The organism is Nioella aestuarii (assembly GCF_050896395.1).
Classification (GTDB): Bacteria; Pseudomonadota; Alphaproteobacteria; order Rhodobacterales; family Rhodobacteraceae; genus Nioella; species Nioella aestuarii.
The window spans coordinates 107,951-133,698 of record NZ_JBPBBA010000005.1 but is presented as its reverse complement, the minus strand read 5'-3'; the positions used below and the strand labels follow the sequence as shown (position 1 = coordinate 133,698).

At 61.9% G+C, this 25,748-nt stretch carries 23 protein-coding genes and 1 riboswitch; of the genes, 7 read left to right on the top strand and 16 right to left on the bottom strand.

Going from position 1 to position 25,748, the window contains the following annotated elements; translation table 11 throughout:
* Window positions 1–61: 61 nt before the first annotated feature.
* On the top strand, window positions 62–967 hold the full coding sequence (locus tag ACROHD_RS05610) for a DMT family transporter (RefSeq protein ID WP_432676374.1): 906 nt from the start codon (window positions 62–64) through the stop codon (window positions 965–967).
* A gap of 72 nt (window positions 968–1,039) precedes the next feature.
* Complete coding sequence (locus tag ACROHD_RS05605; RefSeq protein ID WP_432676373.1) at window positions 1,040–1,660, top strand: type II and III secretion system protein family protein; 621 nt, start codon at window positions 1,040–1,042, stop codon at window positions 1,658–1,660.
* Between the two features lie 2 nt (window positions 1,661–1,662).
* On the opposite strand, the gene glmM is transcribed toward ACROHD_RS05605, so the two are convergent.
* The 9 genes from glmM to ACROHD_RS05560 all read right to left on the bottom strand — a co-directional run bounded on the left by glmM (window position 1,663) and on the right by ACROHD_RS05560 (window position 13,145).
* Window positions 1,663–3,006: a phosphoglucosamine mutase gene (gene glmM, locus ACROHD_RS05600; RefSeq protein WP_432676372.1), complete on the bottom strand. Its 1,344-nt coding sequence runs from the start codon at window positions 3,004–3,006 to the stop codon at window positions 1,663–1,665.
* Complete coding sequence (gene folP, locus ACROHD_RS05595; protein ID WP_432676371.1) at window positions 3,003–4,016, bottom strand: dihydropteroate synthase; 1,014 nt, start codon at window positions 4,014–4,016, stop codon at window positions 3,003–3,005. Before folP ends, glmM begins: the two co-directional genes overlap by 4 nt.
* A 57-nt stretch (window positions 4,017–4,073) precedes the next feature.
* Window positions 4,074–4,997, bottom strand: a complete 924-nt coding sequence (locus ACROHD_RS05590; RefSeq protein WP_432676370.1) for a dihydroneopterin aldolase — start codon at window positions 4,995–4,997, stop codon at window positions 4,074–4,076.
* A gap of 106 nt (window positions 4,998–5,103) precedes the next feature.
* A complete protein-coding gene (locus ACROHD_RS05585; protein WP_432676369.1) occupies window positions 5,104–5,784 on the bottom strand; it encodes a cell wall hydrolase in 681 nt (226 codons plus the stop codon).
* Between the two features lie 188 nt (window positions 5,785–5,972).
* Window positions 5,973–8,486: a putative PEP-binding protein gene (locus tag ACROHD_RS05580; RefSeq protein WP_432676368.1), complete on the bottom strand. Its 2,514-nt coding sequence runs from the start codon at window positions 8,484–8,486 to the stop codon at window positions 5,973–5,975.
* A gap of 256 nt (window positions 8,487–8,742) precedes the next feature.
* On the bottom strand, window positions 8,743–10,959 hold the full coding sequence (glyS, locus tag ACROHD_RS05575; protein ID WP_432676367.1) for a glycine--tRNA ligase subunit beta: 2,217 nt from the start codon (window positions 10,957–10,959) through the stop codon (window positions 8,743–8,745).
* Window position 10,960: 1 nt separating this feature from the next.
* Window positions 10,961–11,464: a DUF6446 family protein gene (locus ACROHD_RS05570; RefSeq protein ID WP_432676366.1), complete on the bottom strand. Its 504-nt coding sequence runs from the start codon at window positions 11,462–11,464 to the stop codon at window positions 10,961–10,963.
* A 21-nt stretch (window positions 11,465–11,485) separates the two neighbouring features.
* Window positions 11,486–12,214, bottom strand: coding sequence for an FkbM family methyltransferase (locus tag ACROHD_RS05565; RefSeq protein WP_432676365.1), 729 nt, complete (start codon window positions 12,212–12,214; stop codon window positions 11,486–11,488).
* Window positions 12,207–13,145 (bottom strand): glycine--tRNA ligase subunit alpha, encoded by a 939-nt coding sequence (locus ACROHD_RS05560; RefSeq protein WP_432676364.1) that lies wholly within the window; start codon window positions 13,143–13,145, stop codon window positions 12,207–12,209. The genes ACROHD_RS05565 and ACROHD_RS05560 overlap by 8 nt, the downstream gene beginning before the upstream one ends.
* 165 nt (window positions 13,146–13,310) lie before the next feature.
* On the opposite strand from ACROHD_RS05560, the gene ACROHD_RS05555 reads away from it, so the two are divergent.
* Window positions 13,311–15,053 (top strand): serine protease, encoded by a 1,743-nt coding sequence (locus ACROHD_RS05555; protein WP_432676363.1) that lies wholly within the window; start codon window positions 13,311–13,313, stop codon window positions 15,051–15,053.
* 69 nt (window positions 15,054–15,122) lie between these two features.
* Here the strand turns inward: ACROHD_RS05555 and ACROHD_RS05550 are convergent, their stop codons facing one another.
* The 7 genes from ACROHD_RS05550 to metZ all read right to left on the bottom strand — a co-directional run bounded on the left by ACROHD_RS05550 (window position 15,123) and on the right by metZ (window position 21,380).
* Window positions 15,123–15,731 (bottom strand): DJ-1/PfpI family protein, encoded by a 609-nt coding sequence (locus ACROHD_RS05550; protein ID WP_432676362.1) that lies wholly within the window; start codon window positions 15,729–15,731, stop codon window positions 15,123–15,125.
* 25 nt (window positions 15,732–15,756) lie between these two features.
* Window positions 15,757–17,205, bottom strand: coding sequence for a TrkH family potassium uptake protein (locus ACROHD_RS05545; protein ID WP_432676361.1), 1,449 nt, complete (start codon window positions 17,203–17,205; stop codon window positions 15,757–15,759).
* A gap of 75 nt (window positions 17,206–17,280) precedes the next feature.
* Window positions 17,281–17,502 (bottom strand): DUF1127 domain-containing protein, encoded by a 222-nt coding sequence (locus tag ACROHD_RS05540; protein ID WP_432676360.1) that lies wholly within the window; start codon window positions 17,500–17,502, stop codon window positions 17,281–17,283.
* Window positions 17,503–17,620: 118 nt separating this feature from the next.
* A complete protein-coding gene (folE2, locus tag ACROHD_RS05535) occupies window positions 17,621–18,718 on the bottom strand; it encodes a GTP cyclohydrolase FolE2 (protein ID WP_432676359.1) in 1,098 nt (365 codons plus the stop codon).
* Between the two features lie 225 nt (window positions 18,719–18,943).
* Window positions 18,944–19,684 (bottom strand): glutamine amidotransferase, encoded by a 741-nt coding sequence (locus tag ACROHD_RS05530; RefSeq protein ID WP_432676358.1) that lies wholly within the window; start codon window positions 19,682–19,684, stop codon window positions 18,944–18,946.
* Window positions 19,681–20,178, bottom strand: a complete 498-nt coding sequence (locus ACROHD_RS05525; protein WP_432676357.1) for a GNAT family N-acetyltransferase — start codon at window positions 20,176–20,178, stop codon at window positions 19,681–19,683. Before ACROHD_RS05525 ends, ACROHD_RS05530 begins: the two co-directional genes overlap by 4 nt.
* On the bottom strand, window positions 20,175–21,380 hold the full coding sequence (metZ, locus tag ACROHD_RS05520) for an O-succinylhomoserine sulfhydrylase (RefSeq protein WP_432676356.1): 1,206 nt from the start codon (window positions 21,378–21,380) through the stop codon (window positions 20,175–20,177). Before metZ ends, ACROHD_RS05525 begins: the two co-directional genes overlap by 4 nt.
* A 70-nt stretch (window positions 21,381–21,450) precedes the next feature.
* A riboswitch (SAM riboswitch) is annotated at window positions 21,451–21,529 on the bottom strand.
* A 138-nt stretch (window positions 21,530–21,667) separates the two neighbouring features.
* Between metZ and ACROHD_RS05515 the strand changes: the two genes are divergently transcribed.
* From ACROHD_RS05515 to ACROHD_RS05500, 4 genes are all read left to right on the top strand, one after another.
* Entirely contained in the window at window positions 21,668–22,516 is an 849-nt protein-coding gene (locus ACROHD_RS05515; RefSeq protein ID WP_432676355.1) for a TerC family protein, read from the top strand.
* A gap of 147 nt (window positions 22,517–22,663) precedes the next feature.
* The gene (locus tag ACROHD_RS05510; protein ID WP_432676354.1) at window positions 22,664–23,566 is read left to right on the top strand and encodes a 5-bromo-4-chloroindolyl phosphate hydrolysis family protein; all 903 of its coding nucleotides are present in this window, start codon (window positions 22,664–22,666) and stop codon (window positions 23,564–23,566) included.
* Between the two features lie 12 nt (window positions 23,567–23,578).
* Window positions 23,579–24,772 carry a toxic anion resistance protein gene (locus ACROHD_RS05505; RefSeq protein ID WP_432676353.1) on the top strand — a complete coding sequence of 398 codons (1,194 nt, stop codon included), beginning with the start codon at window positions 23,579–23,581 and terminating at the stop codon, window positions 24,770–24,772.
* Between the two features lie 26 nt (window positions 24,773–24,798).
* Window positions 24,799–25,737: a DUF2927 domain-containing protein gene (locus ACROHD_RS05500; protein ID WP_432676352.1), complete on the top strand. Its 939-nt coding sequence runs from the start codon at window positions 24,799–24,801 to the stop codon at window positions 25,735–25,737.
* Window positions 25,738–25,748: the final 11 nt, after the last annotated feature.

Sequence of the window (25,748 nt, the reverse complement as noted above, 5' to 3'; positions counted from 1 at the left end):
AGCGTCGCCCATTGACCTTCCCCGCCCGCCCCTGTCAGGTGCGCGGGGAAGGAGCCCCCATATGACCCCCAATATCACCCGCGTAAGCTGGTTCATGATCCTCGTGCTCGGGCTGACCTGGGGGGCGACCTTCATGGTCATCGAAATCGCCCTGCGCGGCATCACGCCCTTCTGGCTGGCCGCGGCGCGGATCGGCTTTGCGGCGGCGTTGATGACGGCGGTCTGGCTGGTACGTGGCGGAAAACTGTTTCTGGAGGACGCACGGGACTGGCCGACGATGATCGTTGTTGGGGCGCTCAGCTCTGCCATACCGTTCATGCTGCTCAGTTGGGGGCAGCAATACACAACATCTGGCTTTGCCGGTGTGTCTATGGCCGCCGTGGCCCTGATGGTGCTGCCGCTGGCACATTTCCTGGTTCCGGGGGAACGGATGACGCTGCGCCGGACCGCTGGCTTCGTGATCGGCTTTGCGGGGGTCGTGGTGCTGATCGGGGGGGAAGCGTTTTCCTCCACCGGGTCGTCGCTGGAGCCGTTCGGGCGGCTCGCCTGTCTGGGGGTGGCGGGGTGCTATGCGCTTAGCTCGGTCTTGATGCGCCGCCTGCCCGCGATTGATCCGATCGGGCTGGCGACCGTGCTGCTTATCATCGGGGCGGTTCTGGTCATTCCTGCCGCCTTGATCGTCGAGGGGCTGCCGCCATCTGTAGACGGGCAGACATTGGCCGTGCTGGCGTTGCTTGGGCTGGTGCCGACAGCGGGGGCGAACATCCTGCGTGTCATGGTGATCCGCTCGGCAGGGCCCACATTCATGAGCCTCACCAACTACATCGTGCCGGTCTGGTCGGTGATCCTTGGCGCGGCGGTTCTGTCGGAACCTTTACCGCCATCGCTGCTATCCGCGATGGCCCTTATTCTGGCAGGGGTCTTCCTCAGCCAATGGGGCGCGCTGAAACGGCTTTTCCGAGGCTGATCCGACACAGACTCGGAAGAAACCCCTTTTCTGTGGCATAGTGGTTTCATTGCCACAAGGGGAGGACGTGCCATGGACCGCCGTCTGTTTACTGCCGGGTTGGCTGCGGGAGCTGTTTCCGGGCTCGCCACGCCTTCAACGGCCTTTCTCAACCAGCTTGAAGATGACGATCGTATCGAGCTGCTGCAGATTCCAAATCTGAGGCATCTGAACACGCTGTTTCGCAATGCCCCCAGAGTGATGAGCGATGCCGATCTGGACGGGATCAGCCAAAGGGGCCTAAGCCTGATCGTTACACCACGGCTCAACACACAAGAAGGCCGCGTTCAGCTGAACATCCGTGGCGTGGTCAAGAACCTTTCCCAATCCTTGATCACATCGGACGCAACCGCTGCCGGTGCGCCCCGCGTCGGGGATACCGATCTGGAGTTCTCAGGAAACGTTTATGCCACCGGTGATCCCGGCATCCTGATCCGCCGGGCGCAAACGCAGGTGACCGTGCGAGATGGCGAGACCATCATCATCGGGGGTCTGATGCACCAGGCTCCTAGACATGGGGTCGAAACAGACCTGTCCCTTCCCTTCCTGGGGGATTTGCCGGTCATTGGCCACGCATTCCGGTCGAGTGCGAATACAAACCGGCATAGTGAATTGGTGATCTTTGTCACCGCACGGCTCGTGCGGCCGGAATAGGATCAGACGACGGCTTCCACCGCCGCTACGACCTCGCTGACGACGTTGCGCAAAAGGCCCTCATCCTCGCATTCCGCCATGACGCGGATCAGCGGTTCCGTGCCCGATTTGCGGATCAGCAACCGGCCAGAGCCCTCCAGCCGCGCCTCTGCTTCGGCAATCGCCTGCTGCACCTGCGCCTCTTCCAGCGGGGATTGGCCCGCCGCGAAACGCACGTTCTGCAACAGCTGCGGGACGCGTTCGAAACAGCGGGCCAGCTCGCTTGCACGTTTGCCTGTGCGGGTCATTTCAGCAAGGAATTGCAGACCCGCGATCAGACCGTCGCCGGTGGTGGCATAGTCGGTCATCACGATATGGCCGGACTGTTCGCCGCCAAGGTTCAGGCCATATTGGCGCATCGCCTCGACCACGTAACGATCCCCGACCGGGGTACGGTGCAGGTTGATCGCACGTTCTGCCAGGTAGCGTTCCAGCCCAAGATTGGACATGACGGTCGCGGCCAGCGTGTGGCCCTTCAGGCGGCCCTCTTCTGCCCATCTGTTCGCAAACAGCGCCATGATCTGGTCGCCATCGGCGACCTCTCCGTTTTCGTCGATGATCACCACACGGTCGGCGTCACCATCCAGGCAGATGCCGACGTCGGCGCGGGTTTCGCGGATGAGGGCCTGCGCGGCGGCGGGTTTGGTAGAGCCGACGCCGTCGTTGATGTTCAAACCATTGGGCGCCACGCCAAGCGGGATAACCTCGGCCCCCAGTTCCCAAAGAACTTCGGGGGCGGCCTTGTAGGCGGCACCGTTGGCGCAGTCGACGACCACACGAAGCCCATCCAGGCTAAGCCCGTGCGGGAAGGTGCCTTTCACCCGTTCCACATAGCGCGAGCGACCATCGTCGATGCGCTTGGCGCGACCGATATTTTCGGCCTGCGCGGGCTGGATCTCGGAAAAGACCAGCTCCTCAATCTCCATCTCAGCCTCATCCGACAGCTTGAAGCCGTCGGGGCCGAAAAACTTGATGCCATTGTCGATAGCCGGGTTGTGGCTGGCGGAAATCATCACCCCCAGATCGGCACGCATGGAGGTGGTCAGAAGGCCCACAGCGGGCGTCGGCACCGGGCCAAGCAGCAGCACGTTCATACCGGTCGAGGTCAGCCCCGCCGTCAGCGCATTTTCGATCATATAGCCCGACAGCCGTGTATCCTTGCCAATCACCACCCGGTGGACCGGGCTTTGATCCCGCCGGAAATAGCGACCCGCTGCAGCGCCCAGTTTCAGCGCCAGTTCCGCCGTCATCGGGTAGCTGTTGGCGCGGCCGCGCACGCCATCGGTGCCGAAGAGTTTGCGAGTCATGCCTGTCCCTCTGCTGCCGCGCGCCAAAGCGCGATCATTTGTCTGTGCACCTCTGTATCATGGACGCGCAGCATCTGGACCCCCTGCCCAAGCGCCCATAGGCCAATTGCTGCCGATGCGGGGCCGCGATCGTGAGGATCCGCGATATTGCCGATGCGCCCGATACTGGCCTTGCGCGATACGCCAAGCAGGATCGGACAGCCAAGCGCGTGAAACAGGGATATCCGCCCGATAAGCGCCAGGTTGTGCGGATCGCGCTTGCCGAAGCCGATCCCGGGATCGACGAGTATTTTTTCGCGGGGGATACCGGCGGCCTCGGCTGCGGCGACGGATGTTTCAAGGCTGTCATAAACATCGAGCAACGCATCCGCGTAATCAGGATTGTCCTGCATTGTTTCGGGCAGGCCCTGTGCGTGCATCAGGCAGACGGGCGCACCGGTTTCGGCGGCCAGGCCCTGCATGTTGGGGTCGAAGGCAAAGGCGGAGACATCGTTGATCAGCTGCGCACCCGCAGCAAGGGCGGCTTTGGCAACCGGGGCCTTGCGGGTGTCGATGGACATGGGCGTGTCAATTCCCGCCGCGCGGATGGCCTCGATCACCGGAGCGGTGCGGGCGATTTCTTCGTCTATCGGCACTTCCTGCGCACCGGGGCGGGTGCTTTCGCCGCCAAGGTCGAGGATATCCGCCCCCTCGTCCAGCATCCTAGACACTTGTGCCATGGCGGCGGCGGGGGTGTTGAACTCTCCACCATCGGAAAAGCTGTCTGGCGTCAGGTTCAGGATGCCCATGATGCGGGGAACGTCCAGCGACAGGCCCGCAATCGGCGCGCGCGTGGCGGTCAGGCGGGCAAGCACGCCAGACGGCACAGCATCGGCCGGGATCACGCGCGGCGCGCGGCCTCGTGTCAGTTCCTCCACATGGGTGAACCAGGCCCAAGTGCCCGCGAGCGGCAAGGCAGCAGCAGGACGGGCCGGGTCTGTCTGGGCGATCGGGCGATAGTATAAGGTCATCTGGGCCTCTGAAGGGTTGGCAGACCGGATAGCGCCAAGGGCCTTGTCGGGCAAGGCTCAGAGCGCGGGCATGGCCTTCGGGTCCAGCACAGTCAGGGCAATATCTGACTTGGGCGCAGTGCCGCCGAAGAACAGCATCCCCTCCGCCTCGAAGCTTTCGGCCAGCCAAAGTGCCAGCGCCTCACCCGAACGGACCGAGGTTTCGGGGCCATCGACGCTGTCCAGCACAAGTTTGGAGGGGGCCCAGACCGAAATCCGCCCGTGTTTCATCGCCCAGTCCAGCTCTGTCCGGCTGTCAACAACGACACAACGGTCATCATGGCTGGCCAAAATCCAGGCGTTCTGTTCGATGGCCAACAGGTCAATGCGTCGCTGAGGCATGGCGTGATCCGCGACAGGCACCGCCGTATCGGGGCGGCCCACGCAGAGAATAACCGGCTTGCCCTCATCCTCCAGCCGGTCCAGCAGCGCCGCCAGGTCGGGCCGCGCAATGGCCTCGTTTGACAGGTACACCACCAACGGATGCGGGGCCCCGTCCTTTAGAAGCGACAGGCGGGGGCGCTCCGGGGCGCTGCGCACGATTTCCACCCCAAGCGCGAAAGGCCCTCGGTCAAGTTTCTCGATCCGGACGAAGCAGCGCGCGGCCAGGGGATGGGCCAGGATGCGCTCGGCAATGCGGGCGGCGAGCGTTTCGAGCAAATTCAGCCGCTCGGCCTGCAATTCGTGGTCGATGGCCTCGGAAATCGTGTCATAGGACAGGATCCGGTCGACATCGTCGGCATCGGGATCTGCGGCGGAGCGCACTTCGACCACCACATTGAAGCGCACCCGCTGCAACAACCCGCGTTCCTGCTGAAAGGCGCCGATCTCGACCTCTCGTTCATGATCGGCAAGGCTGATCCGGTCGAGCGGGTCATTTCCGGCAGTGGCCTTGGCGCGCTCGGACGGATGCGCGAAGGCGAGGCGGGTTTCGTCGGACATGGGCTTGGCCTCCGGGGCCGGTCAGGACAGTCGCGCCCTTCTAACAGGCAAGCGCGCGGGATGCACGGGCCTGAGGCGTCACTGTTGGCCGGGAATACGACCTGGGTCAGCGGCCGAGATAGAACAGGTGCACACCGATTTCGGCAGTCTGGGGGAAGTCCTGCGCCCAGGACGGGTTGACCCAGTTGGCGTGGTAATGGGTGGCCCCTCCGGTCAGATTACGGGGACCGCCGTCGAGCATGATGCGCGCAATGCGGCCAAGGCGTTCGTGAATCGCGTGATCGGTCACGGTTTCGGGACGCCCATCGCAGGTATAGGTGAACTGGCAAGCCCAACGTCGCCCGGTGCCCTGGTTAACGACACCGCAGACCGTGTCGGGATAGTTGGCATGATCGACGCGGTTCAGGATGACCTCTGCCACTGCGAACTGGCCCTCGACACTTTCGCCGCGCGCCTCGAAATAGAGCGCTTCGGTCAGGCATTGCCATTGCCGACCACCACGGGCGCGGCCCATGGCATCAAGTTCTGCTGCTGAATAGGGTGCCACGCCACTGGTGTGATCCAGCCCCTGCCCCGTATAGGGCGACCCAAGCGCCGACAGGCGCAAAGGGCTGACAGCCCGCATCCCGCTATGTTCCTGTCCCATCACAGACGTGAACAGCGATCCGAGCGTATGTGTCGGGTCGGTAGACGTAGACGCCACCACATCGGCCTGCGCCAGACCGGCGGTGAACATCAGTGCGGCGGTAGCGGCCCGGAAGGCACGCATGATCTTTGGCTGTCCCATTCTGGGCATCCCCCATTGACCGGTGTTTCCCGGCTCTGCTTCGACCTCATACTGTTACCGGAAAGGCCGCCAATCGACCAAACCAGAGCACAATCTAGTGACATTCCCTTAACAACACCCCAACGGATAGATGTCAGAGTGCAGAGAATCATTCAACGTCATGCTGTAATGGACTGGAATCGCGCCGATTATATGTCAGAAATGGACAGTTGAGCTGCCGCAAGTTTGGCGACCGGCACCCGGAAGGGTGAGCAGGAGACATAGTCGAATCCGGCAGATCGGCTGAAGGCAATCGAGTCGGGATCGCCGCCATGTTCACCACAAATAGACAGGGTGATGCCGGGCCGCGCGGCTCGGCCACGGGCTGATCCGAGCAGCAGCAATTCGCCTACCCCGTCACGGTCAAGCCGCTGGAATGGATCCTCGGGGTAGACGCCCTGATTGACATAGGCCGACATGAACCGCCCCGCATCGTCGCGCGACAGGCCATAAGTCATCTGTGTCAGGTCGTTGGTACCGAAGGACAGGAAGGCGGCATGTTCAGCGATCTCTCCGGCGCGCAGGGCGGCGCGCGGCGTTTCCACCATGACGCCAAGCCGATAGGTGAAGTTCACGCCCGTTTCATTGCGCACGGCAGCCGCGACCGCATCGACGCGGTCCTTGATCAGCTCCACCTCGCGCTTGGCGCTGACCAGCGGGATCATGATTTCCGGCACGACCGGATCCCCGCCCTCTGACGCCGCAACCGTCGCCTCGAAAATGGCGCGGGCTTGCATCTCGTAGATGCCCGGCACCGTGATGCCAAGCCGCACACCCCGCATCCCCAGCATCGGGTTGAACTCCTGAAGATTCTCGATCCGTGCAGCAACCCGGCTGACAGGAAGGTCCAGCGCCTCGGCCAGCGCGCGGATGCCATCACGGTCGCCAGGCAGAAATTCATGCAAGGGCGGGTCAAACAGCCGGATGCAGACGGGCTGGCCCTGCATCAGCTTGAACAGTTCTATGAAATCACCCCGCTGCATGGGCAGCAACCGTTCCAGCGCCGCTTTTCGGTCGGCGGGATCCTCGGTGAAGATCATCTCGCGCATCACGGTCAGACGGATCGGGTCGAAGAACATATGCTCGGTCCGGCACAGACCGATGCCATCAACACCGAAAGTCTGCGCAAGCCGCGCGTCCTCGGGTGTGTCGGCATTCGCGCGAATGCCGATATCGCGCGCGTCATCGGCCCATTTCAGCAACGTGGCGAACGCGCCTCCCATATCGGGCTCAATCATCTGCACCGCCCCGACCAGAACCTGACCGGAACTGCCGTCGATCGTGATGATATCGCCCTCGTGAAAGACCTTGCGGCCCGGCACTGTCAGGGTCTTCTTGCGGTGGTCCAGTTGCAGGTCTGTGGCGCCGGAGACGCAGGGCACACCAAGGCCACGGGCAATCACCGCCGCGTGGCTGGTCATGCCGCCGCGTTCAGTCAAGATACCCTCGGCTGCATGCATACCGCGAATATCCTCGGGGCTGGTTTCGCGTCGCACGAGGATACAGGGTTCGTTTTGCGCATTGGCGGCCTGCGCGGCAGCAGCAGAGAACACGATCTTGCCGGAGGCCGCGCCGGGGGCCGCCGCAATGCCACGGGTCAGCACGTCACCATGCGCCTCTGGGTCAAGCTGCCGGTGCATCATCTGGTTCAGCGTAAACGGTGCGATGCGCAGGAGTGCCTCGTTGCGGGAAATAATCCCGTCCTCGGCCAGATCGACGGCGATGCGCACATCGGCCCGCGCAGACCGCGGCACCCGCACGGCATCCAGAATAGCGAGCTTTCCCTCCATCAGGGTGAACTCGATCTGCATTTCGTCACGAAGGCGCGTGCGGATCAGATGACCCGCATCGCGCAGCGCCGCAACCTGGTCGGGGCAACGATCCCCCAACGCTGTGCCGCGCGCATCGGTTTCAATGAACTGGGCATCCGCCTCGCTCAGCGCCGCGCGCCCCTGGCTTTGGGGAAGGTAGCGGCCGGTGATCTGCGGTTCTCCGGTATCGGTGGACACAAACTGAAGAACACCCGCGCCGGTCTCTTCCTTGCCGATGGAAAGTGCCATGCGCTGCACGACAAGACCCAACCCCGCATCGGCCGGTGCGCCCTTGGCCTGACGCAGAAGGCGGGCCGAGGTGCCCTCCCACGCGCGCGCCATCGAACGCAGGACCTCGGTCAGCTGCGTTTCAACATCCTGAGGGAAGGGCTCCTCCATCTCGTCTTCGAAATGGTTGAGCGCGATGCGTGGGGTGATTGGGTCGGCGAAGAGGTCTTCATCAAGACGCAGAACATCGACCGCATAGGCACGAATGAAGGACAAATAGAGCTGGTCAGCCGCAGATTGGCCATGCTCTTCAGCGATGCGCGCGGCGATGGCATCATTCATGCCGATATTGAGCACCGTCCCCGGCCCGCCCCAATCGGGCGCCTCGCTGGAGGACCGGACGGAGAGCAGATCACCCTCGGCAAAAATCGCAGCCAAAGCACCCATGTCAGGGACATAGCCCTGTGCCAGCCGGCGCACGATGTCAAATGACAGGGCCACGGAAAGCGGCACAGGCAGATCAAGCCGCAACAGGCGTTGCAGACATTTGGCGCGGTTGCCATGCATATCCTTGGCAATCGGCGCGGTCGGCGTGATCTGGACGATATCCGGGCGGTCGGGCATTTTCTTCGCACTTGCAGAAAAACAGGTTGTCGCGACCATACAGAGGAATCGCGCCGGGTCCAGTGCGGCGTTTGTTGGCCCCGGATTTTCGCCGTGCCTTCGGCACGTCGACCCGCGCGGCCCTGCAGGCCGCGATCCAGAGAGGGGAGGTTCGGATCGGTGCCCGTGGCAGCGATCCGGCCCAAATGCTCTTTTCAAGAGCATTGGCTCTTTTGGGTCCCAAATCCTCGGTACTTGAGCCAGACGGAAAGAGCGATCAGCCCTCGATCCGGGACAGGTCCGCAATCTTGGCGCAGCTGGCGGTGATCTCGTGCAGCAGGTTCAGACGGTTGCGTCGCAGAACGGCGTTGTCGGCGTTCACCTGTACCGCCTCGAAAAACGCGTCGATAGGCGCACGAAGACCGGCCAGGGCGGACATGGCGGCGGGGAAATCATCGGCCTCAAGCGCCGGGGAAACGGCAGCCTCTGCTTCGGAAAGCGCCGCAAAGAGCGCCTTTTCCTCTTCGGTTTCGGCGAATTTCACGTCGGCTCCGTAGCGGTATTCCACCCCGTCCTTTGCCTCTGCCTGAGCAAGGATATTGGCGGCGCGCTTGTACCCCTGAACGAGGTTTTCGCCGTCATCAGATGCGAGGAACGCCGCCAGCGCCTCTGCTCGTTTGACAAGCCGCGCCAGATCATCGCTGCCCGGCAGGGCAAGGCAGGCGTCAATCACGTCATGGCGGATGCCCTGATCGCGCAGATGGACCTTAAGCCGGTCATGGGTGAAGCGCAGAAGGTCGTCGGAGGCATCCGGCACCTTGTTTTCCAGCGCAAGGAAATCATCGTGCAAATCGTCCAGACGTTCCTTCACCGCATGAAAGGCCGCTCCGAAGACGCCATGTTCTGCTATTTCCTGCAAAAGCTCCGACAGCGCGGGATCGCCAAGGCTGATATTGACCGCAGCTTCGACCCGAACCAGCTGCGCATCAAAAAACCGGTCGAGATCGAGGCGCAGCCCGTTTGTCAGGACCAGCCGGATCACCCCCAGGGCTGCGCGCCGCAGCGCATAAGGGTCCTTGGAGCCCGTAGGTTTCTCATCAATCGCCCAGAAGCCCGTCAGCGTATCCAGCTTGTCTGCAAGCGCCACGGCAACCGAAATGGGCGCGGTCGGCACATCGTCGGACGGGCCGAGGGGCGAATAGTGATCCTGTGCGGCGGCAGCGACCTGCGCCGGGTAACCGGCCGCCTCGGCATAGTAACGGCCCATCAGGCCCTGAAGCTCCGGGAATTCGAAGACCATCTCGGACGAGAGATCCGCCTTGGCGATCCGTGCCGCCGTCTCCGCCTGATCGGGGTCGGCCCCCACGACCGGGGCCAGGTCGCGTGCCAGCGCTGCGATGCGGTCGATCCGGGCAGCTTGCGTCCCAAGCTTGTTGTGGAAGGTCACGTTTTCCAGGCTGCGGGTCCAGGTGGACATGTCCGATTTGGCCACGCGCAGATCGTTTTCCCAGAAGAATTTCGCATCCGACAGCCGCGCCGACAGCACCTTGCCATTGCCCGCCAATATGGTCGCGCCATGATCGGTGGTTTCGCGGTTGGCCACGGTGATGAAACGCTCGATCCGGCCCGTCGTAGGGTTTTTGACCGAGAAGAACTTTTGATGTTCCCGCATGGAGGTCTGAAGCACCTCGGGCGGCAGCGACAGGAATTCCTCGCCAATCGGACCCATCAGGACCACCGGCCATTCCACCAGCCCGGCAACCTCTGCCAACAGGCCCTTGTCTTCCACGACCTCCAACCCGGCGGCAAAGGCCATGTTGGTGGCGTCGTGCCAGATATGCTCGGCCCGTTCTTCGGCGGACAGCACGACATACGCCTTTTTCAGTTTGGCAGCATAGTCATCGAACGAGGTCACGGCAAACCGGCCCGGAGCCATGAAACGATGGCCCTCGGTCGTGTTGCCAGCGGCCATGCCGTCCACATCAAGCGGCACGACGCGGGCGCCATTTTCATCCGACAGGATACACAGGATCGAATGCAGCGGGCGCACCCATCTGAGCGGCCCGGCACCCCAGCGCATCGATTTGGGCCAGGGGAAATTGCGGATCGTGGCGGGGATGACCTCGGCCAGGATATCCTCTGCCGAGCGGCCGGGCTTCACGATCTTGGCGAAATATGTCTGGCCCTTCTTGTCGTCGCGCACCTCCAACTGGTCCTTGGTCAGACCGGTGGCGCGCAGAAAGCCTTCCAACGCTTTTTCAGGCGCATCGGTGCGCGGGCCTTTGCGTTCCTCTGTCACGTCGGGGCTTTCCGCGGTCAGCCCCTCCAGTGCCAGCACCAGACGGCGCGGGGTCGAAAACGCCCCGGCCCCGGCATAGGTCAGCCCGGCCTCGACCAGCGCGTCGGTGACCAGTTTCTTAAGGTCTTCCGCGGCGCGGGTCTGCATCCGCGCGGGGATTTCCTCACTGAACAGTTCCAGCAGAAGATCGGGCATGTCAGTTCCTCTCGGGCGCGGGCGGGCAGTCTTCGGGGACGGGATCGCCACTATAGGCCGCTTCCCCGCAATGGTTCAGTTGGTGCCAGGCATAGCCGTGGCCGTCTTCGGTGATCATCACGATCTGATCGATGCCGTAGACGATGTTGTGTTCACCCAGGAAGGCCAGACCGGTGCCCGCTTCCAGCGCGCGGGTCAGGGTGCCCGCATCGTAGCAGTCGAACCAGCCCGGCGTGTTGAGCGGCGTGGCACCGTCATAGGGCTGGTAGGTCTCGGTCATCAGGGCCAGCGACAGGGGCGTAGTGAAACAGGCCCGGAAGCGCAGGGGCGAGGTGTCGGCGTCGATGCCCTCGAAATCGGCGATCGGCAGCGGGTCGACCACACCGTCGAAGGTCGTGGCGCTGATCGTCACCGCCTCCATGCTGATCGGCTCATAATAGGCGCGCGTTTCGGTCCACCACAAAAGGGCGCCGGCGGCGGCGGCGGTCAGAACGATCGCGGACACAAGAATTCTCCCCATCATGTGTCAGAACCAATCCAGGTTGATTTTAGGGTGTTCGATGCCTGCTGCTTTGCGACGCAAGGCGGCAAAATCATCAGCTGCAGCGGGCATAAGCCGTTCATGCGTTTCACAGAAGATGTAGTCGATCCGTTCCAGAACGTCGCTGTCGAGCAACGCTTTTAGAAGCGCCAGTTCACCGCCTTCGATATCGATCTTCAATACGCCAACCTGCCCGTTGCAGGATCGAAGGAAGTCGACAAAGTCGATCACTCTGACCTGAGCTGACGCCTCTTGGGGGTCGATATCACGGTTCTCTGCCAGGATCGAACTGCTTTGCGACAACCCCTCCGGGTTCTTTGCGTACCCGACATGGCGATAGAGCGGCAGAACACCTTCTCCGTCCCCTGCTGCGGCCTCGATGACTTCGACATTTGCCAAGCCTTCAACGTTCTTCCGCAAGAGCTCGCAAGTCCATGGGTCGGGTTCGAACGCGAACACCTTGGACGCGTGAGCAGCCATCTTGGACGTGAACACGCCAAGGTTTGCCCCAAGATCAATCGCGATCTTTCCTTTGGATTTCTCCAGCGCAGCATCGAATTCAGCCGCAAGCCCGGCCTGACGCTTCCGCAGCTCAGCATGAAGAAAGACCTCCTCGTGCTTGGCCTGATAGCGACGCCCGTATCGTCCCGGAAGAAATCTCAGAAGATTGTACTTCGCACGTCGAACGCTGGAAATTTCGGGATAGTCACCCATCCGCGTTCACCCAGCCGCCTGCCCCGGTCTGAACGAAGGCATCGGCGCATTTCTTGGCCAGCGCCCGGACGCGACCGATATAGGCCTGACGTTCGGTGACAGAGATCACCCCGCGCGCGTCGAGCAGGTTGAACAGATGGCTGGCCTTGATGCACTGGTCGTAGGCGGGATGCGCCATGATGATGCGTTTGCCGGTCTTGGGGTCGTCATGCGGATGGCTCAGGATCGCCTCGCACTCGGCCTCGGCATCTTCAAAGTGGCGCAGCAGAATCTCGGTTTCCGCCGTGTCGAAATTGAAGCGGCTGTATTCCTCCTCCGTCTGGCGGAACACGTCTCCATATGTCAGCGGGATCGGCGCGTCGGGATCGTTGAAGGGCATGTCCATGACATGATCGACACCGAGGATATAAATCGCCAGCCGTTCCAAACCGTAGGTGAGCTCGCCCGAGACCGGCTTGCAGTCATGGCCGCCGACCTGCTGGAAATAGGTGAACTGGCTGACTTCCATACCGTCGCACCAGACCTCCCATCCCAGGCCCCACGCGCCAAGCGTCGGGCTTTCCCAGTCGTCTTCCACGAAGCGCACGTCGTGCAGGTCCATGTCGATGCCGATGGCCTCCAGCGACCCCAGATACAGCGCTTGCAGATCGGGCGGGCTGGGTTTGATCAGCACCTGGTATTGATAATAATGCTGCAACCGGTTGGGGTTTTCGCCATAACGCCCGTCGGTGGGGCGGCGAGAGGGCTGCACATAAGCGGCGGCCCATGGCTGAGAGCCAAGGCTGCGCAATGTGGTGGCCGGATGGAAGGTACCGGCGCCGACCTCCATGTCGTAGGGCTGCATGATCGCACAGCCTTTCGTGGCCCAGTAGGACTGGAGCCTCAGGATGATTTCCTGAAAACTGCGCGGCGGCGTGCTTTTCTCGGCCATGTCATTTCCCGGTGTTGCAAGGCAGGGGTGTGATAGTGGTCCCCCCCGCCATGGTCAATTGGCCGATCACGCATATTTCTGGTGCATCGGCTGGTGTGTCTGATAGGTTGCCGCCGATCGTGAACGGGCGAAGCCCGCAGGAAACATGGGGTTAGGAGAAAGAGGATGGCAGCACGCCGGATTGTTTTGTGTCTTTTGATTATTCTGGGTACGGCCGTATTCGGGGCCAATGACGCCCAGGCACAGGACCGCGTTTGGGTCCAGGTGGAGGCTCATCCGGATCTGGCAACTGCCGAGGGCCGGGTTCGTGCCTATTCTAGGCTACTGCCGGCGGTGAATGGCTACCGGCTGCGCACCGGCTGGTACGCCATCGCGCTTGGGCCCTACACGCCTGCCGAAGGCGCAACGGTTTTGAACCAGTTGCGCGCCCAAGGCGCGATCCCTCAGGACAGCTATCTGTCCGAGGTCGATATCTACCAGCAGCAGTTTTTCCCCATTGGCGCCAATACCTTGACCCCTGGTACGGTGACCGATGCACCGGTCATCGGCGAGACCCAGCAGCCTGCTGAACCGGTGATCCCAGAGGAAACCGTGGCCGAAGCCCGGCAAAGCGAGGCGCAGCTCGATCAGGCAGGCCGCGAGGCGCTGCAAATCGCAATGCAATGGTTCGGCTTCTACAATTCCGGCATCGACGGCGCCTTCGGCCCCGGCACCCGCGGCGCCATGTCCGCCTGGCAAGCGGCGCAGGGCTATGAAGAAACCGGCGTCCTGACCACCCGCCAGCGGGCGCAATTGCTGGCCGCCTATCAGGGTGAGCTCGATGCGCTTGGAATGCAGACCGTGCGTGATGAACGGGCGGGAATCGAGATCGACCTGCCTTTGGCAATTGTCGAGTTCACCCGCTACGAGTTTCCGTTCGCCCAGTTCGATTCCGTCGGTGATTCCGGCGTTCAGGTTCTGCTGATCAGCCAGGAAGGCAGCGAAGCCACGCTTGGCGGTCTCTACGAGATCATGCAGACGCTGGAGATCGTGCCACTGGAAGGCGAGCGCAACCGCCGGTCCAACAGCTTCGTGCTGACCGGTCAGTCGGACACCCTGCGCAGCCATACCGTTGCACGGCTGGAAGATGGCCAGATCAAGGGCTTCACGCTGATCTGGACGCCCGAGCGGGATCAGCAGATGACCCGTGTTCTGGACATGATGGAAGACAGTTTCTCCACCTATGGCGGCACGCTCGACCCCGGCGCGGTTGATCCTGGCATGGAACAGGGCGTGGACCTGATGGCCGGGCTGGAAGTGCGTCAGCCCGACCGGGCGCGCAGTGGCTTCTACCTCGACAACACCGGCACCGTGCTGACCACTGCCGAGGCTGTGGCGTCCTGCACCCGCGTGCTGGTCAATGACCGCTACGAGATGACTGTCGCCCATTCCGACCCAGCGCTTGGGCTGGCCGTTCTGCGCCCGACGCAATCGCTGGCCCCGTCGATCTATGCCGGTTTCCCGACCATTCCCGCGCGCATCCGCACCGATGTGGCGGTGGCTGGCTACCCCTATGAAGGCGCACTTGGCGCGGCGTCGATGAATTTCGGCACGCTGGCCGATATGCAGGGGCTCAACGGCGAGGACACGATGGCCCGCCTCGAGATGTCGATCGAACCATCCGAGGCCGGTGCCCCGGTTCTGGACGCCACCGGAGCCGTTATCGGCATGGTTCTTCCCGAGCCGGACACCGGCCGCGCCCTGCCCGAAGGCGTCAGCTTTGCCCTGCGCGGTGATCGGATGGCGGAATTCCTTGGCGGGGCAGGCGTCACCGTCAACGCCGCCCCCGTGCAGGCCGATCCCATGACCCGCAACGCTCTGGCCCGTTATGGCAGCGATCTGGCGGTTCTGGTGACCTGCTGGAACTGATCCCCAAGCTTTCATAAACTTAAAGGGCGGCCCCATCTGGCCGCCCTTTTCATGTCTGGGTCCAACCTGTCAGGCCAATCCATGCAGGGCCGCGAACGGATCGGCCGTGCTGTCATCGTGCCAGGTGTATTCACAGCTCACCGCCACCTCTTCGGCCAGCGCCCGCCCGTGCATCAGCGCAATGGCGGCAAGGGTCATGTCCATGCCCGCCGACACCCCCGAGGAGGTCAGGAATTTCCCGTCCTCCACCCATCTTGCCTGCTTGACCCAATTGACCTGCGGTCCTTGTGAAGCGACCCAGGCAAAGGCCGCTTTATTGGTGGTCGCCTTGCATCCATCAAGAAGCCCTGCCCGCGCCAGCAAGGCGCTGCCGGTACACACGCTGAGAACATATTCCGCCCGGCTGCCCTGCTCTGCCAGCCAGTCCAGCACCGGCGCATGATCCACCAATGCCCGCGTTCCCGGCCCGCCCGGCACGAAGAGGAGATCGTAGTCTCCGGCATCCTCCAGCGCACGACTGGCCACCGTGTCCAGCCCCGGATTGCCCCGTATCGGACCCGCGGTTTCGGCGATCAACTCCAGTGAATACTCATCCGTAAGCATCCCGAACATCTCCATCGGGCCGAACAGATCCAACAGCTCAAAGCCGGGGAAGATTAGTGCACCGATACGCCGCATATCGCTGTTCCTTTTCTGGCGTCGCCTATCCCCGCCAGAACTGAGTGGTGAACAGAACAAAGACCGCCATCAGCTCCAGGCGTCCAACCAGCATCGAGACGGTCAGGATCCATTTGGCCGTGTCATTTAGGTTGGTGAAGGTCCCAGCCGGTCCGATCTCGGCCCCCAGTCCCGGCCCGATATTTGCCAGAGCCGTGGCCGCGCCGGAAACGGATGTCACAAAGTCCAGCCCGGTCAGCGCCAGCAGCATCGAGACGACCCCCAGGCTGACGAAGAACATCACGAAGAAAGCCATGACCGAGGACAGAACCTCTTCGCTCACCTTGCGGCCCTCATAGCGCGGCTCAAAAATGCCATGCGGGGCATAAAGTCTGCGCAACTGGGTCGAGATTGACGCCATCAACAACTGATACCGGAAGATCTTGATCGAACAGGCGGTCGAGCCTGCACAGCCGCCGATCAGGCCAATGAAGAAGAACACAACGACAGCAATGGCCCCCCATTCCTGGTAATCGACGCTGGCATATCCGGTGCCCGAGATGATCGATGTCACATTGAAGATCGCCTCGCGGAACCCGTGCTCCAAGTGGTCGCCATTCACGACCAGCCGGTACACCGCGAAGAAGATCGTCAGAATCAGGATCGTCGTCAGATAGGCCCGGACCTGTGTATCAAGCCAAAGTGGGCGGGCACTGCCTGCAAGGATCTGCACGTAGCGCACGAAGGGCAGGCTGGCGAGAAGCATGAAGACGGACGCAGCATATTCCATCGGTCCCTGAAACGCCCCGAAAGACGCATCTGAGGTGGAGAACCCGCCGGTGGATACCGTTGTCATGGAATGGACGATGGCCTCGAATGTCGGCATCCCAAGCGCCACGTAGGTCAGGGCACAAACGAGCGTCAGACCCACATAGATCACCGAGATTTGTTGCGCGATTTCCGCCGCACGCGGCAGGATTTTGCCCATCGTCTCGAAGGCTTCGGACTTGAAGATCTGCATTCCGCCAACGCGCAGCTCCGGCAGGAACACCATGGCCACGACGATAATGCCCACACCGCCGAACCATTGCAGCATACCCCGCCAGAACAACAGCCCCTCAGGCAGCAATTCCAGGCGGATGAAGACGGTCGATCCCGTGGTTGTCAGCCCTGACATGGCTTCGAACAGCGCATCGACAAAGCTGGCATTGGTCGCCCCCAGCACAAACGGCAGGGCCCCAAACACAGGCAGTGCCATCCAAACGCCCGTGGTCAAAAGGAAGGTTTGCTGGATCGAAAGCCGCTTGGTGACCCCATTGGCCGAGGCCAGAGCCAGCAGCCCCCCCGGCAGAACGGTCAGGATCGCGCTCTCCAAGAAGACCTGCCACTCCCCGTTGTCGTAATACAAATCGACTCCGAGGGGCACCAGCATGGTCAGCCCCAGCACCAGGACGAGCAATCCGATCACATATCCAACGGGCCTCAGGTCATACATGGGCCGCAGCGTTGGCCCGGCCCGCGCGCAGTGTCAACCGGTGTTGCCATGCACGGGCCGATTTGTGAGGGGCCGTCAGATGTAAAGGATATCGCGGAAAACATAGCGCGGGATGTCTTCGCGCCGCAGCTGCATCTGGGCCAGTTCTTCGTCGGTCATTGCGTTCAACCGCGTAACCTGATCGACGCGCGACAGCGCCACGCTATATTCGGTGGATGCCTGAACAAGGCGCGCGATGATCCGGGCGAAAACGCCCTGTGATGCGGGTGCTGCCAGAGACATATCAATCGAAGCCATTGGGAAACCCCTTTATTTTGGCAAAAGGTCGGTGTCCTCCCTTGCCCAAAAGGTATGGCATACTGACCCGTTTGCCCAATGCCGATCCGGAAACCCCGACTTGCACCAGGGACAGGGCTCAGCCGATGTGAAACAGGGTCGTGAACAGCTTTGGGTCGAGGCTCGTGGCTGCAAAGGTCTCACCCTCTGTCAGAACGCTGACAGCATCATGACTGTGCAGGCTTTCCTGATGGCTGGCGACGATACGAAAATCGCCAATCCGGGGTTCATCGTGCAGGGCCTGTGCAAACAGTCGCGCCGCATCCTCGACGAAAATGGGGTTTGCCGCGTTCAGTTCGGCAAAAGCCTGTTCATCCTCGCGCTTGACCATAACCTGGGTTTCCGTCGGCACCGCGTTGCGGGCCAGCTCGATCAGGTCTTCGAACCAAAGGCACTCCCCCCCAAAGGGCACCTCGATGGAAATCCGCGCAACGGACCTCTGCGAATGGGGCGTTGCCAGTTGATTGCGAAACTCACGCGCATGTTCGCTGAGCTCCAGAGAGCAAGGACAGGTGGAACTGTAGACATAGTCCAGATGCAGGATTTTCTTACGGGTGCCGCCCTGTTCCACCAGTTCCAGCGCGATGTCGTAATACTGGTACCCGGTCAGGCCCGAGCGCAGGCTTTCGATCTTCATCGGGAAGGAAAAGCGCATCTGGATACGGGCATCGAAACTGTCGAGATCGGTCTTGTAGGCATCAAGTGCGGCTTCCATCACCTCGAAACTGAAGGTCCGCTCAGCGTGATTGTAAAAGCTGCGCATGATCCGGGACATGTTGATGCCCTTCTTCTCCGCCTCCAGGCTGACCGTCCCCGTGACCGAGGTTTCCAGCGTCAGGTCGCCATCGTCGCGGGTGTGGTAGCGGATCGGCAGGCGGAAATTGGAAATGCCCACATGCTGGATCACCCGTTTCTGGCCCTTGATCAGCGAGGCAGGACCGTTTTGTAGGTCTGGAAGGCTGTCCTTGTACTCGGCATCGACAGTAAAATCCTGAGGGTAATCGCGGCTGAAATCGGGATAGACAGGGGCATTGCGCAACAGGCCCGCGACGGATGGGTCAAGCGCGGCCAGCTCCTCAGCCGATGCCGTGGCCGCCCAGGCACGCAGGGTATCCAGTGCTTTGCGGGCCTCATCGCTGTCAGGCGCTGTGGCAAGATCGTTGAGATGCAGGTTCATGGCACGGGCCTTCCCGGGGTCTGGAGACTGACAATATGGGCCAGCCGCCCCCCTATTCCAAGTTTTCCGTTGCGAGAGATAGACCGGCCTGGCGCCGCGGGACCAGTTCAAAACGGCACAGGAGCGCGAAACGGCGGCAATCCGGCGACAGCTTCCTCCGGGGCGCTGGAATTTTCTTCGAAGAAAATTGTGAAAGCTCTTCGAAGAGCTTTCCCCGCGCTTCGCTCAACCTGCGCGATAGCGTTTGACGAAGTTTCGCAGCACCTGTTCCGGCACGGTGATCTCTTCGGCCAAACACGCCTCGGTCAGGCTGTCGGCCTCCTCGGGGTGGAAATAGCCCTTGTTGCGGTAGATGCGGATCCGGGTGGCGAAGCTTTGCCCGTCCGCCTCCGGATGAAACTGGGTGGCATAGACGTTCTTCCCGTGGCGGATCATCTGAAAGGGGCAGCTGTCGGCGGCGGCAAGATGCACCGCGCCGGGGGGCAGGTCCTGCACGGCTTCCTTGTGGCCCACAAGGGCGCGGAAGGTCCGCGGAAGCCCTTCGAACAGCGGATCGGCGGCGCCTTCGTCCGAGAGGGTGCAATCGACCCCGCCGATGGCCTCGCCATAGCGCGCCTTGCTGACCTCGCCGCCAAGATGATGGGCCAGAATGCCAAGCCCATAGCAACATCCCATGAACGGCACGTCGCCTTCCGTGATCCGGGGCATGAGCCCCAATATCTCTGCCTCTATCTTGGCTTCCTGCAGGGTCTTGTCCTCGGGCGCGTCCGACACGCATCCGGGGCCGCCGCCCACGATCACGCCGGAATAATCGGCCAGCACCAGGCCGCCGGGAAGGTCGCGCTTGTCCAGACGGATGCGGTGCACCTCGTCCTCAGATAGCCCGCCCTTGGCAAGAAAGCTGGCGAACTCTTCGTCGGCGGCTTCATCCTCGGGGCGCAGTTGCAGGATCAGAAACGGTTTCATGCCGCCCGTTCTAACGCAGGTTTCAGCGATTTTGCCATGGGGTAATTGTGCAAGGCAATGCCGTGGCGTTCAATTCGCCGCCTCGGCCCGTCCTGCCATCCCTGCTTGAGAAAGAAGCCACGCGCCAATTCGCTGGCATCTGTGGTCAGCCGCGCCAGACCCCGCCGCCGCGCGCTGCGTTCCAGCAGCCCATAAAGCATTGCCGCCACCCCTTGCCCCTGCATCTCGGGCGCAACAAAAGCCAGGTCGAGATGGCCGGTTTCCGGGATAAGCATCATGAAGCCGACAGGGTCCCGCCCGGTCCATGCCACCAGCGTGAGTCCGCCCGCCAGCCGGGCCTCCCACACCGGGCCACTTGGCGGCTCCGGACTCCACGCTGCGCGTTGCGCGGCGTCATAGGCCCCCGCGGCACCTTCGTGCACGGATCGGTGGAAGAGCTGCCCAAGCAGGTCGCCCTCCCCCGCCCGAAAGCGGTGAATGGTGATCTCGGTCATCGGGCTGCGCTAAGCGCCTGTTCAAGATCTGCAATCAGGTCTGCCGGATCTTCCAGCCCCACCGACAGGCGCAACAGCCCGTCAGAGATCCCCAGGGCTGCACGCTGTTCAGGCGTCAACCGCTGATGGGTCGTGGTCGCGGGATGGGTGATGATCGACTTGGCGTCGCCCAGATTGTTGGAGATCACAAAAACCTGCAACGCGTTGAGCAGCTTGAACGCCGCCGATTTGCCGCCCTCCAGCTCGATTGAGATCATCGTCCCGCCTGCTTCCATCTGCGCAATGGCGAGGTTCTGCTGCGGATGATCTGGCAGGAAAGGATGGATAACACGGCTCAGGCCGGGTTGGCCGTGAAGGGCCCTGGCGATTTTGAACGCGCTTTCGGCCTGTGCGCGCACCCGCAGATCCATCGTCTCCAGCGCCTTCAGCATCACCCAGGCGTTGAAGGGCGACAGCGATCCGCCGGTATGCTTCAGGTAAGGCTCCACCACCTTGCGAATGAATTGGCGGGTGCCGCAGATGACACCCCCCAGACAGCGCCCCTGCCCGTCGATGTGCTTGGTGGCGGAATAGACGATGACATCGGCCCCAAGGTCGCCAGAGCGTTGCAGCACCGGCGTGGCAAAGACGTTGTCCACCACCACGATGGCACCGACCGCATGGGCCAGCTCACTGACCCCCTTTATGTCGATGACTTCCAGCGTCGGGTTCGACATCGACTCGAAGAACACCGCCTTGGTGTCGGGCCGGATGGCTGCCTTCCATTCGTTCAGGTCGGTGCCGTCCACGAATGTCACCTCGACGCCGTAACGCGTCAGAACCTCTTCGAGAATATAGAGACACGAGCCGAACAGCGCCTTGGCCGACACCACGTGATCGCCCGCGCGCAGCATCGAGGTCAGCGCGCCATTCACTGCCGCCATACCGCTGGCCGTGGCGAAAGCATCCTCGGTGCCCTCCAGCCCGGCAATGCGCTCTTCGAACATGCGCACGGTTGGGTTGCCATAACGGGCATAGATGAATTCGTCATCGCCCGATTCAATGAACCGCGCCTCGGCCTGTTCGGCGCTGTCATAAACGAAGCCTTGCGTCAGGAAGATTGCTTCGCTGACTTCACCATACTGGCTGCGGCGGGTTCCGCCATGGACGGCGCGGGTGCGGGGTTTTGCGTCGGTGGGAAGCTGTTTCGGTCCCATAGTCATTCACGGTCCTTTGCTGGCCCGAGGCATGAAAAAACCCCGAACCGGGTGAACGGTCGGGGGCAAGAGCCATGGATGGCGCTGCTCGACCTCTTTAGCGGCTTGTTTAACGTGGCCCGCAATCCGGTTAACAAATCGCCACGGTGGCGTTGGGATACGTCAGCGCGCAGGCCTTGGCAAGAGGGAAGAGAGATCGGGGTGAAAGGCGTGACAAGCGACGCCTTAAGCGATTATTCAGGCACAGAGACCTGGCGCGGACCGGAACAAGCGACAAATCAAGGCGATAAAAAATGGCTGACCTTTTGACCCTCGAAAATCTCGGCAACCTGCTGATGCTGTGCTTCCTGCAGGCGGTCCTGGGCTTCGATAACCTTCTTTACATCTCGATCGAAAGCCAGCGGGCCCCGGAGGAAAGCCAGAAATCAGTGCGTTTCTGGGGGATTATCATTGCCGTCGCGCTGCGAGTTGTCCTGCTGTTTACCATGATTCAGCTGATCGAGAGCCTGTCAGAACCCTTCTTCGTCATGAACTGGGTCGGCGTGCTGGAAGGCGGCGTCAACTTCGCAACCTGCGTCTTCGTCTTTGGCGGCGTGTTCATCATGTATACGGCGGTGAAAGAGATCGGGCACCTTCTGTCGATGCATGACCTGCACCATGAAGGCGCGGAAAAGTCTGGGAAATCTGCCGCTCAGGTGGTCATGCTGATCGTGCTGATGAACCTGATCTTCAGCTTCGATTCCGTCCTGTCGGCGCTGGCAATTACTGATGTCTTCCCGGTTCTGGCCGCTGCAATCCTGTTGTCGGGCCTCGCGATGTTGCTGCTGGCCGACGGGGTGACGGCCTTTATCGAGAAAAACCGCATGTACGAGGTTCTGGGCCTGTTCATCCTGCTCATCGTTGGCGTGGTGCTGCTCGGCGAGGCGGGCGTTGCCGCTGAACACGCCACCCACGACCCCACCATGGGCATCCATATTTTCGGCTACGCGCTGATCCCGATGTCCAAGACCACTTTCTATTTCGCGGTTGTGGTACTGTTCGTGGTCGAGTTCATCCAAACCGGCTATAAGCGTAAGCTAGATGCTGAAAGGGCGCGCGGGGCATTGGCGGAAACTGTCCCGGTTCACGATTCCAAGCACTGACATCTTTTTTTTACGTCCCCGCGTGCTTATCGTATTGGGCGGAAAGGGGTTCTTAAATGAGTTCAAACGGACTTCAGGGGGTGGCCTTCATGGCGCTCGTGGTCATCATCGTGATGGCGATTTTTGGCGGATTCGGGGCGGTCTGAGATGGCACAGCGTTATGGCGGTAAGTTTAGCCCCGACCCCGACAACACCGAGATTCAGGCGCCTGAAACCCGGCCCATCGAGGCCAGCTTTCGCGGCCGCAGCCCGGCGCGATACGGTGCGCGGATCAACATCTTGTTCATCCTGCCGCTACTGGTCTTTCTGACCGCCTTTTTCCAGCCGGTGACCGAGATGATCACCGATTTCGCCGGCGGCGCCGTGCTGCTTCTGGCCGCGTGGCTTTTGCGTGACGGGGTACGGGCGGAAGACGCCTATAACGAACGCAAAGTCGCCCGGCGGCCCGCGATCCCCCGCAAAATCTTTGCGTCGGTTCTGACCGGTGCGGGCGTGGGTCTGCTGATATTCGGCGGTCAATGGACTGTTCTGAATGCCGGTCTTGTGGGCACACTTGCCGCTGCTTTGCACCTCTTTTCCTTCGGGCTCGACCCATTGAAAGACAAAGGGCTGGAAGGGGTTGACCATTTCCAGACCGACCGCGTTGCCCGCAAGATCGAAGAGGCCGAGGCGCTGCTAGCGGCCATGTCCGACGCGATCCGCCGGGCGGGCGACCGCCAGCTGGAAACCCGTGTCGAAGCGTTTCAGGCCACCGCCCGCGACATGTTCCGCACGGTCGAAGAAGACCCTCGCGACCTGAGCCAGGCCCGTAAGTATCTGGGCGTCTACCTGACCGGGGCCCGTGACGCGACGGTGAAGTTTGCCGATCTCTACGCCCGGGACCGCGACCCGGCCGTGCGCGCCTACTACGTCACCCTTCTCGATGACCTCGAAACCAATTTCGCGGCCCGTACCAAGCGGATGCTGGTGACGGATCGCAGCGATCTCGACGTTGAAATCGACGTGCTGCGGGACCGCCTGAACCGTGATAATCTGCATATTGAGACATAAGGACAAAAACCCATGAGTGACACGATCCGCCAACAGGCCGAAGCTGCCGCGCAGCTTGTCGATGAAATAAACGCCGTGGTTCTGCCCGAACCCTCGACGGAGCTGGTGCCGCTCGCCGACGCGCCCGCCCCAACCGCCGAGGAAATCCGGACGCGGATGGCAGAGCTCGACATGACCGACACCAATTCGATTGTCACCTTCGGGTCAAACGCACAGGCCGAACTGCAGCAGATTTCGCAGGCCATGCTGGACGGGGTGAAGAACAAGGATGTGGGCCCGGCGGGCAACTCCTTGCGAGAAATCGTCGGCACCATCCGCGGGTTTTCCGTCGATGAACTGGATCCCGGCCGCAAGCGCAGCTGGTGGGAACGCCTGTTTGGCAAAGCCAAGCCCGTGCATGACTTCCTTGCGCGCTATGAAGACGTGCAGGGCCAGATCGACCGCATCACCGACGAATTGCTGGCCCATGAGCATACGTTGATGAAGGACATCAAGTCGCTTGACCTGCTCTATGACAAGACGCTGGCCTTCTATGATGAACTGGCGCTGTACATCACCGCCGGTGAGGAAAAGCTGAAGGAACTCGACGAAGAGACGATCCCCGCGAAAGAGGCCGAAGTGGCCGCCGCGCCGGAAAACCAGCAGGTGATGAAGGCGCAGGAACTTCGCGATCTGCGCGCCGCGCGCGACGATCTGGAACGCCGGGTCCATGATCTCAAGCTGACCCGCCAGGTCACGATGCAGTCGCTGCCCTCGATCCGTCTGGTGCAGGAAAACGACAAGTCGCTGGTCACGAAGATCAACTCGACTCTCGTGAACACCGTGCCGTTGTGGGAAACCCAACTGGCACAAGCGCTGACCATTCAACGCTCGACGCAGGCCGCTCAGGCGGTGCGCGAAGCCAATGACCTGACCAACGAATTGCTGAAGTCCAACGCCGCAAACCTGCGCGAGTCCAACAAGATGGTCCGCGAAGAGATGGAACGCGGAGTGTTCGACATCGAAGCGGTCAAGCAGGCCAATGCCGACCTCATTGCCACCATCGAGGAAAGCCTCGCAATTGCGGACGAAGGCAAGCGCCGTCGTGCCGAAGCAGAGGTCGAGATGGTCAAGATGGAGCACGAGCTGCGTGACACGCTGGCCTCGGCCACCGCGCGGGGCGACGGCACCGGCGACAATGTCGGCACATCCGTGCCGCGGACCTGACCCAAGACCCGGAGGCGCGAGGCCGTATGCGCAAGGCCCTGTTTCCAGCTCTGATGGTGGCCGCTTTGGCGGCGCTGTCGGGCTGCGAAGAGGCAACCCCGCCCCCTGCTTCGCGCCCCTCCACCCCTATTGTCGCGCCGCCGACGGTGGAACCTTCCGCAGAAAGCCTTGCCTATGCGCGTTACTATGCGGGCGTGCAGCAGCGGCTGTTGACCCAGGGCTTGCTGCGCACCGATGGTGGCGGGCCCGATACGCCGATTGTCGCCCGCAATCTGGTGGCCAATTTCGAACGCATCGCGCTTTATAACGAATATGCCATCTCCGGCGGGCGGTTCGTGGCACAGCAAACCCCCGCCACCCTGCGCCGGTGGGAACGCCCCGTGCGCCTTCAGGCGCATTTCGGGGGATCCATTCCCGAGGATATGCGCGACCGGGATCGCGCGGAACTGGCCCGCTACGCAGACCGGCTGGCGCGGGTTACAGGCCATTCGATCCGCGCCGTGGGATCGGGCGGCAATTTCCATGTGCTATACCTCAATCGGGATGAACAGGTTGCGGCGGAACCCCTGCTGCGCCAGATCATGCCGAACATCAGCGACAGCACGATCCGCGAGATAACGTCGCTTCCGCGTCACGAATTCTGCGCGGTCTATTCGATCTCGAACGCTGATGCGCCCGATGTCTACGTGGCCGCCATCGCCTTTATCCGCACCGAACATCCAGACCTGCAGCGCCGATCCTGTGTGCATGAGGAAGTTGCCCAAGGCCTTGGCCTGCCAAATGACAGCCCCACGGCGCGCCCCTCGATCTTCAACGATGACGAGGAGTTTGCGCTGTTGACCACCCATGACGAGATGCTGCTCAGTATGCTCTACAACCCCCGCCTTCGCCCCGGCATGACCCCCGATCAGGCCCGCCCGATCCTGCAAGAGCTTGCAGACGGGTTGGTTGGTGGTCCAAGCTGACCCCCAAGGTC

Coding starts and splice junctions, on each gene's coding strand:
- ACROHD_RS05605 (WP_432676373.1), top strand. CDS start 1,040: ATGGACCGCCGTCTGTTTACTGCCGGGTTGGCTGCGGGAGCTGTTTCC.
- ACROHD_RS05590 (WP_432676370.1), bottom strand. CDS start 4,997: ATGTCCGACGAAACCCGCCTCGCCTTCGCGCATCCGTCCGAGCGCGCC.
- ACROHD_RS05585 (WP_432676369.1), bottom strand. CDS start 5,784: ATGGGACAGCCAAAGATCATGCGTGCCTTCCGGGCCGCTACCGCCGCA.
- ACROHD_RS05505 (WP_432676353.1), top strand. CDS start 23,579: ATGAGTGACACGATCCGCCAACAGGCCGAAGCTGCCGCGCAGCTTGTC.
- ACROHD_RS05550 (WP_432676362.1), bottom strand. CDS start 15,731: ATGCGGCGTATCGGTGCACTAATCTTCCCCGGCTTTGAGCTGTTGGAT.
- glmM (WP_432676372.1), bottom strand. CDS start 3,006: ATGACTCGCAAACTCTTCGGCACCGATGGCGTGCGCGGCCGCGCCAAC.
- ACROHD_RS05560 (WP_432676364.1), bottom strand. CDS start 13,145: ATGGCCGAGAAAAGCACGCCGCCGCGCAGTTTTCAGGAAATCATCCTG.
- ACROHD_RS05500 (WP_432676352.1), top strand. CDS start 24,799: ATGCGCAAGGCCCTGTTTCCAGCTCTGATGGTGGCCGCTTTGGCGGCG.
- ACROHD_RS05515 (WP_432676355.1), top strand. CDS start 21,668: ATGGCTGACCTTTTGACCCTCGAAAATCTCGGCAACCTGCTGATGCTG.
- ACROHD_RS05540 (WP_432676360.1), bottom strand. CDS start 17,502: ATGGCTTCGATTGATATGTCTCTGGCAGCACCCGCATCACAGGGCGTT.
- ACROHD_RS05565 (WP_432676365.1), bottom strand. CDS start 12,214: ATGGGTGACTATCCCGAAATTTCCAGCGTTCGACGTGCGAAGTACAAT.
- ACROHD_RS05555 (WP_432676363.1), top strand. CDS start 13,311: ATGGCAGCACGCCGGATTGTTTTGTGTCTTTTGATTATTCTGGGTACG.
- metZ (WP_432676356.1), bottom strand. CDS start 21,380: ATGACTATGGGACCGAAACAGCTTCCCACCGACGCAAAACCCCGCACC.
- folP (WP_432676371.1), bottom strand. CDS start 4,016: ATGACCTTATACTATCGCCCGATCGCCCAGACAGACCCGGCCCGTCCT.
- ACROHD_RS05530 (WP_432676358.1), bottom strand. CDS start 19,684: ATGAAACCGTTTCTGATCCTGCAACTGCGCCCCGAGGATGAAGCCGCC.
- ACROHD_RS05545 (WP_432676361.1), bottom strand. CDS start 17,205: ATGTATGACCTGAGGCCCGTTGGATATGTGATCGGATTGCTCGTCCTG.
- ACROHD_RS05610 (WP_432676374.1), top strand. CDS start 62: ATGACCCCCAATATCACCCGCGTAAGCTGGTTCATGATCCTCGTGCTC.
- ACROHD_RS05510 (WP_432676354.1), top strand. CDS start 22,664: ATGGCACAGCGTTATGGCGGTAAGTTTAGCCCCGACCCCGACAACACC.
- glyS (WP_432676367.1), bottom strand. CDS start 10,959: ATGCCCGATCTTCTGCTGGAACTGTTCAGTGAGGAAATCCCCGCGCGG.
- ACROHD_RS05525 (WP_432676357.1), bottom strand. CDS start 20,178: ATGACCGAGATCACCATTCACCGCTTTCGGGCGGGGGAGGGCGACCTG.
- ACROHD_RS05580 (WP_432676368.1), bottom strand. CDS start 8,486: ATGCCCGACCGCCCGGATATCGTCCAGATCACGCCGACCGCGCCGATT.
- folE2 (WP_432676359.1), bottom strand. CDS start 18,718: ATGAACCTGCATCTCAACGATCTTGCCACAGCGCCTGACAGCGATGAG.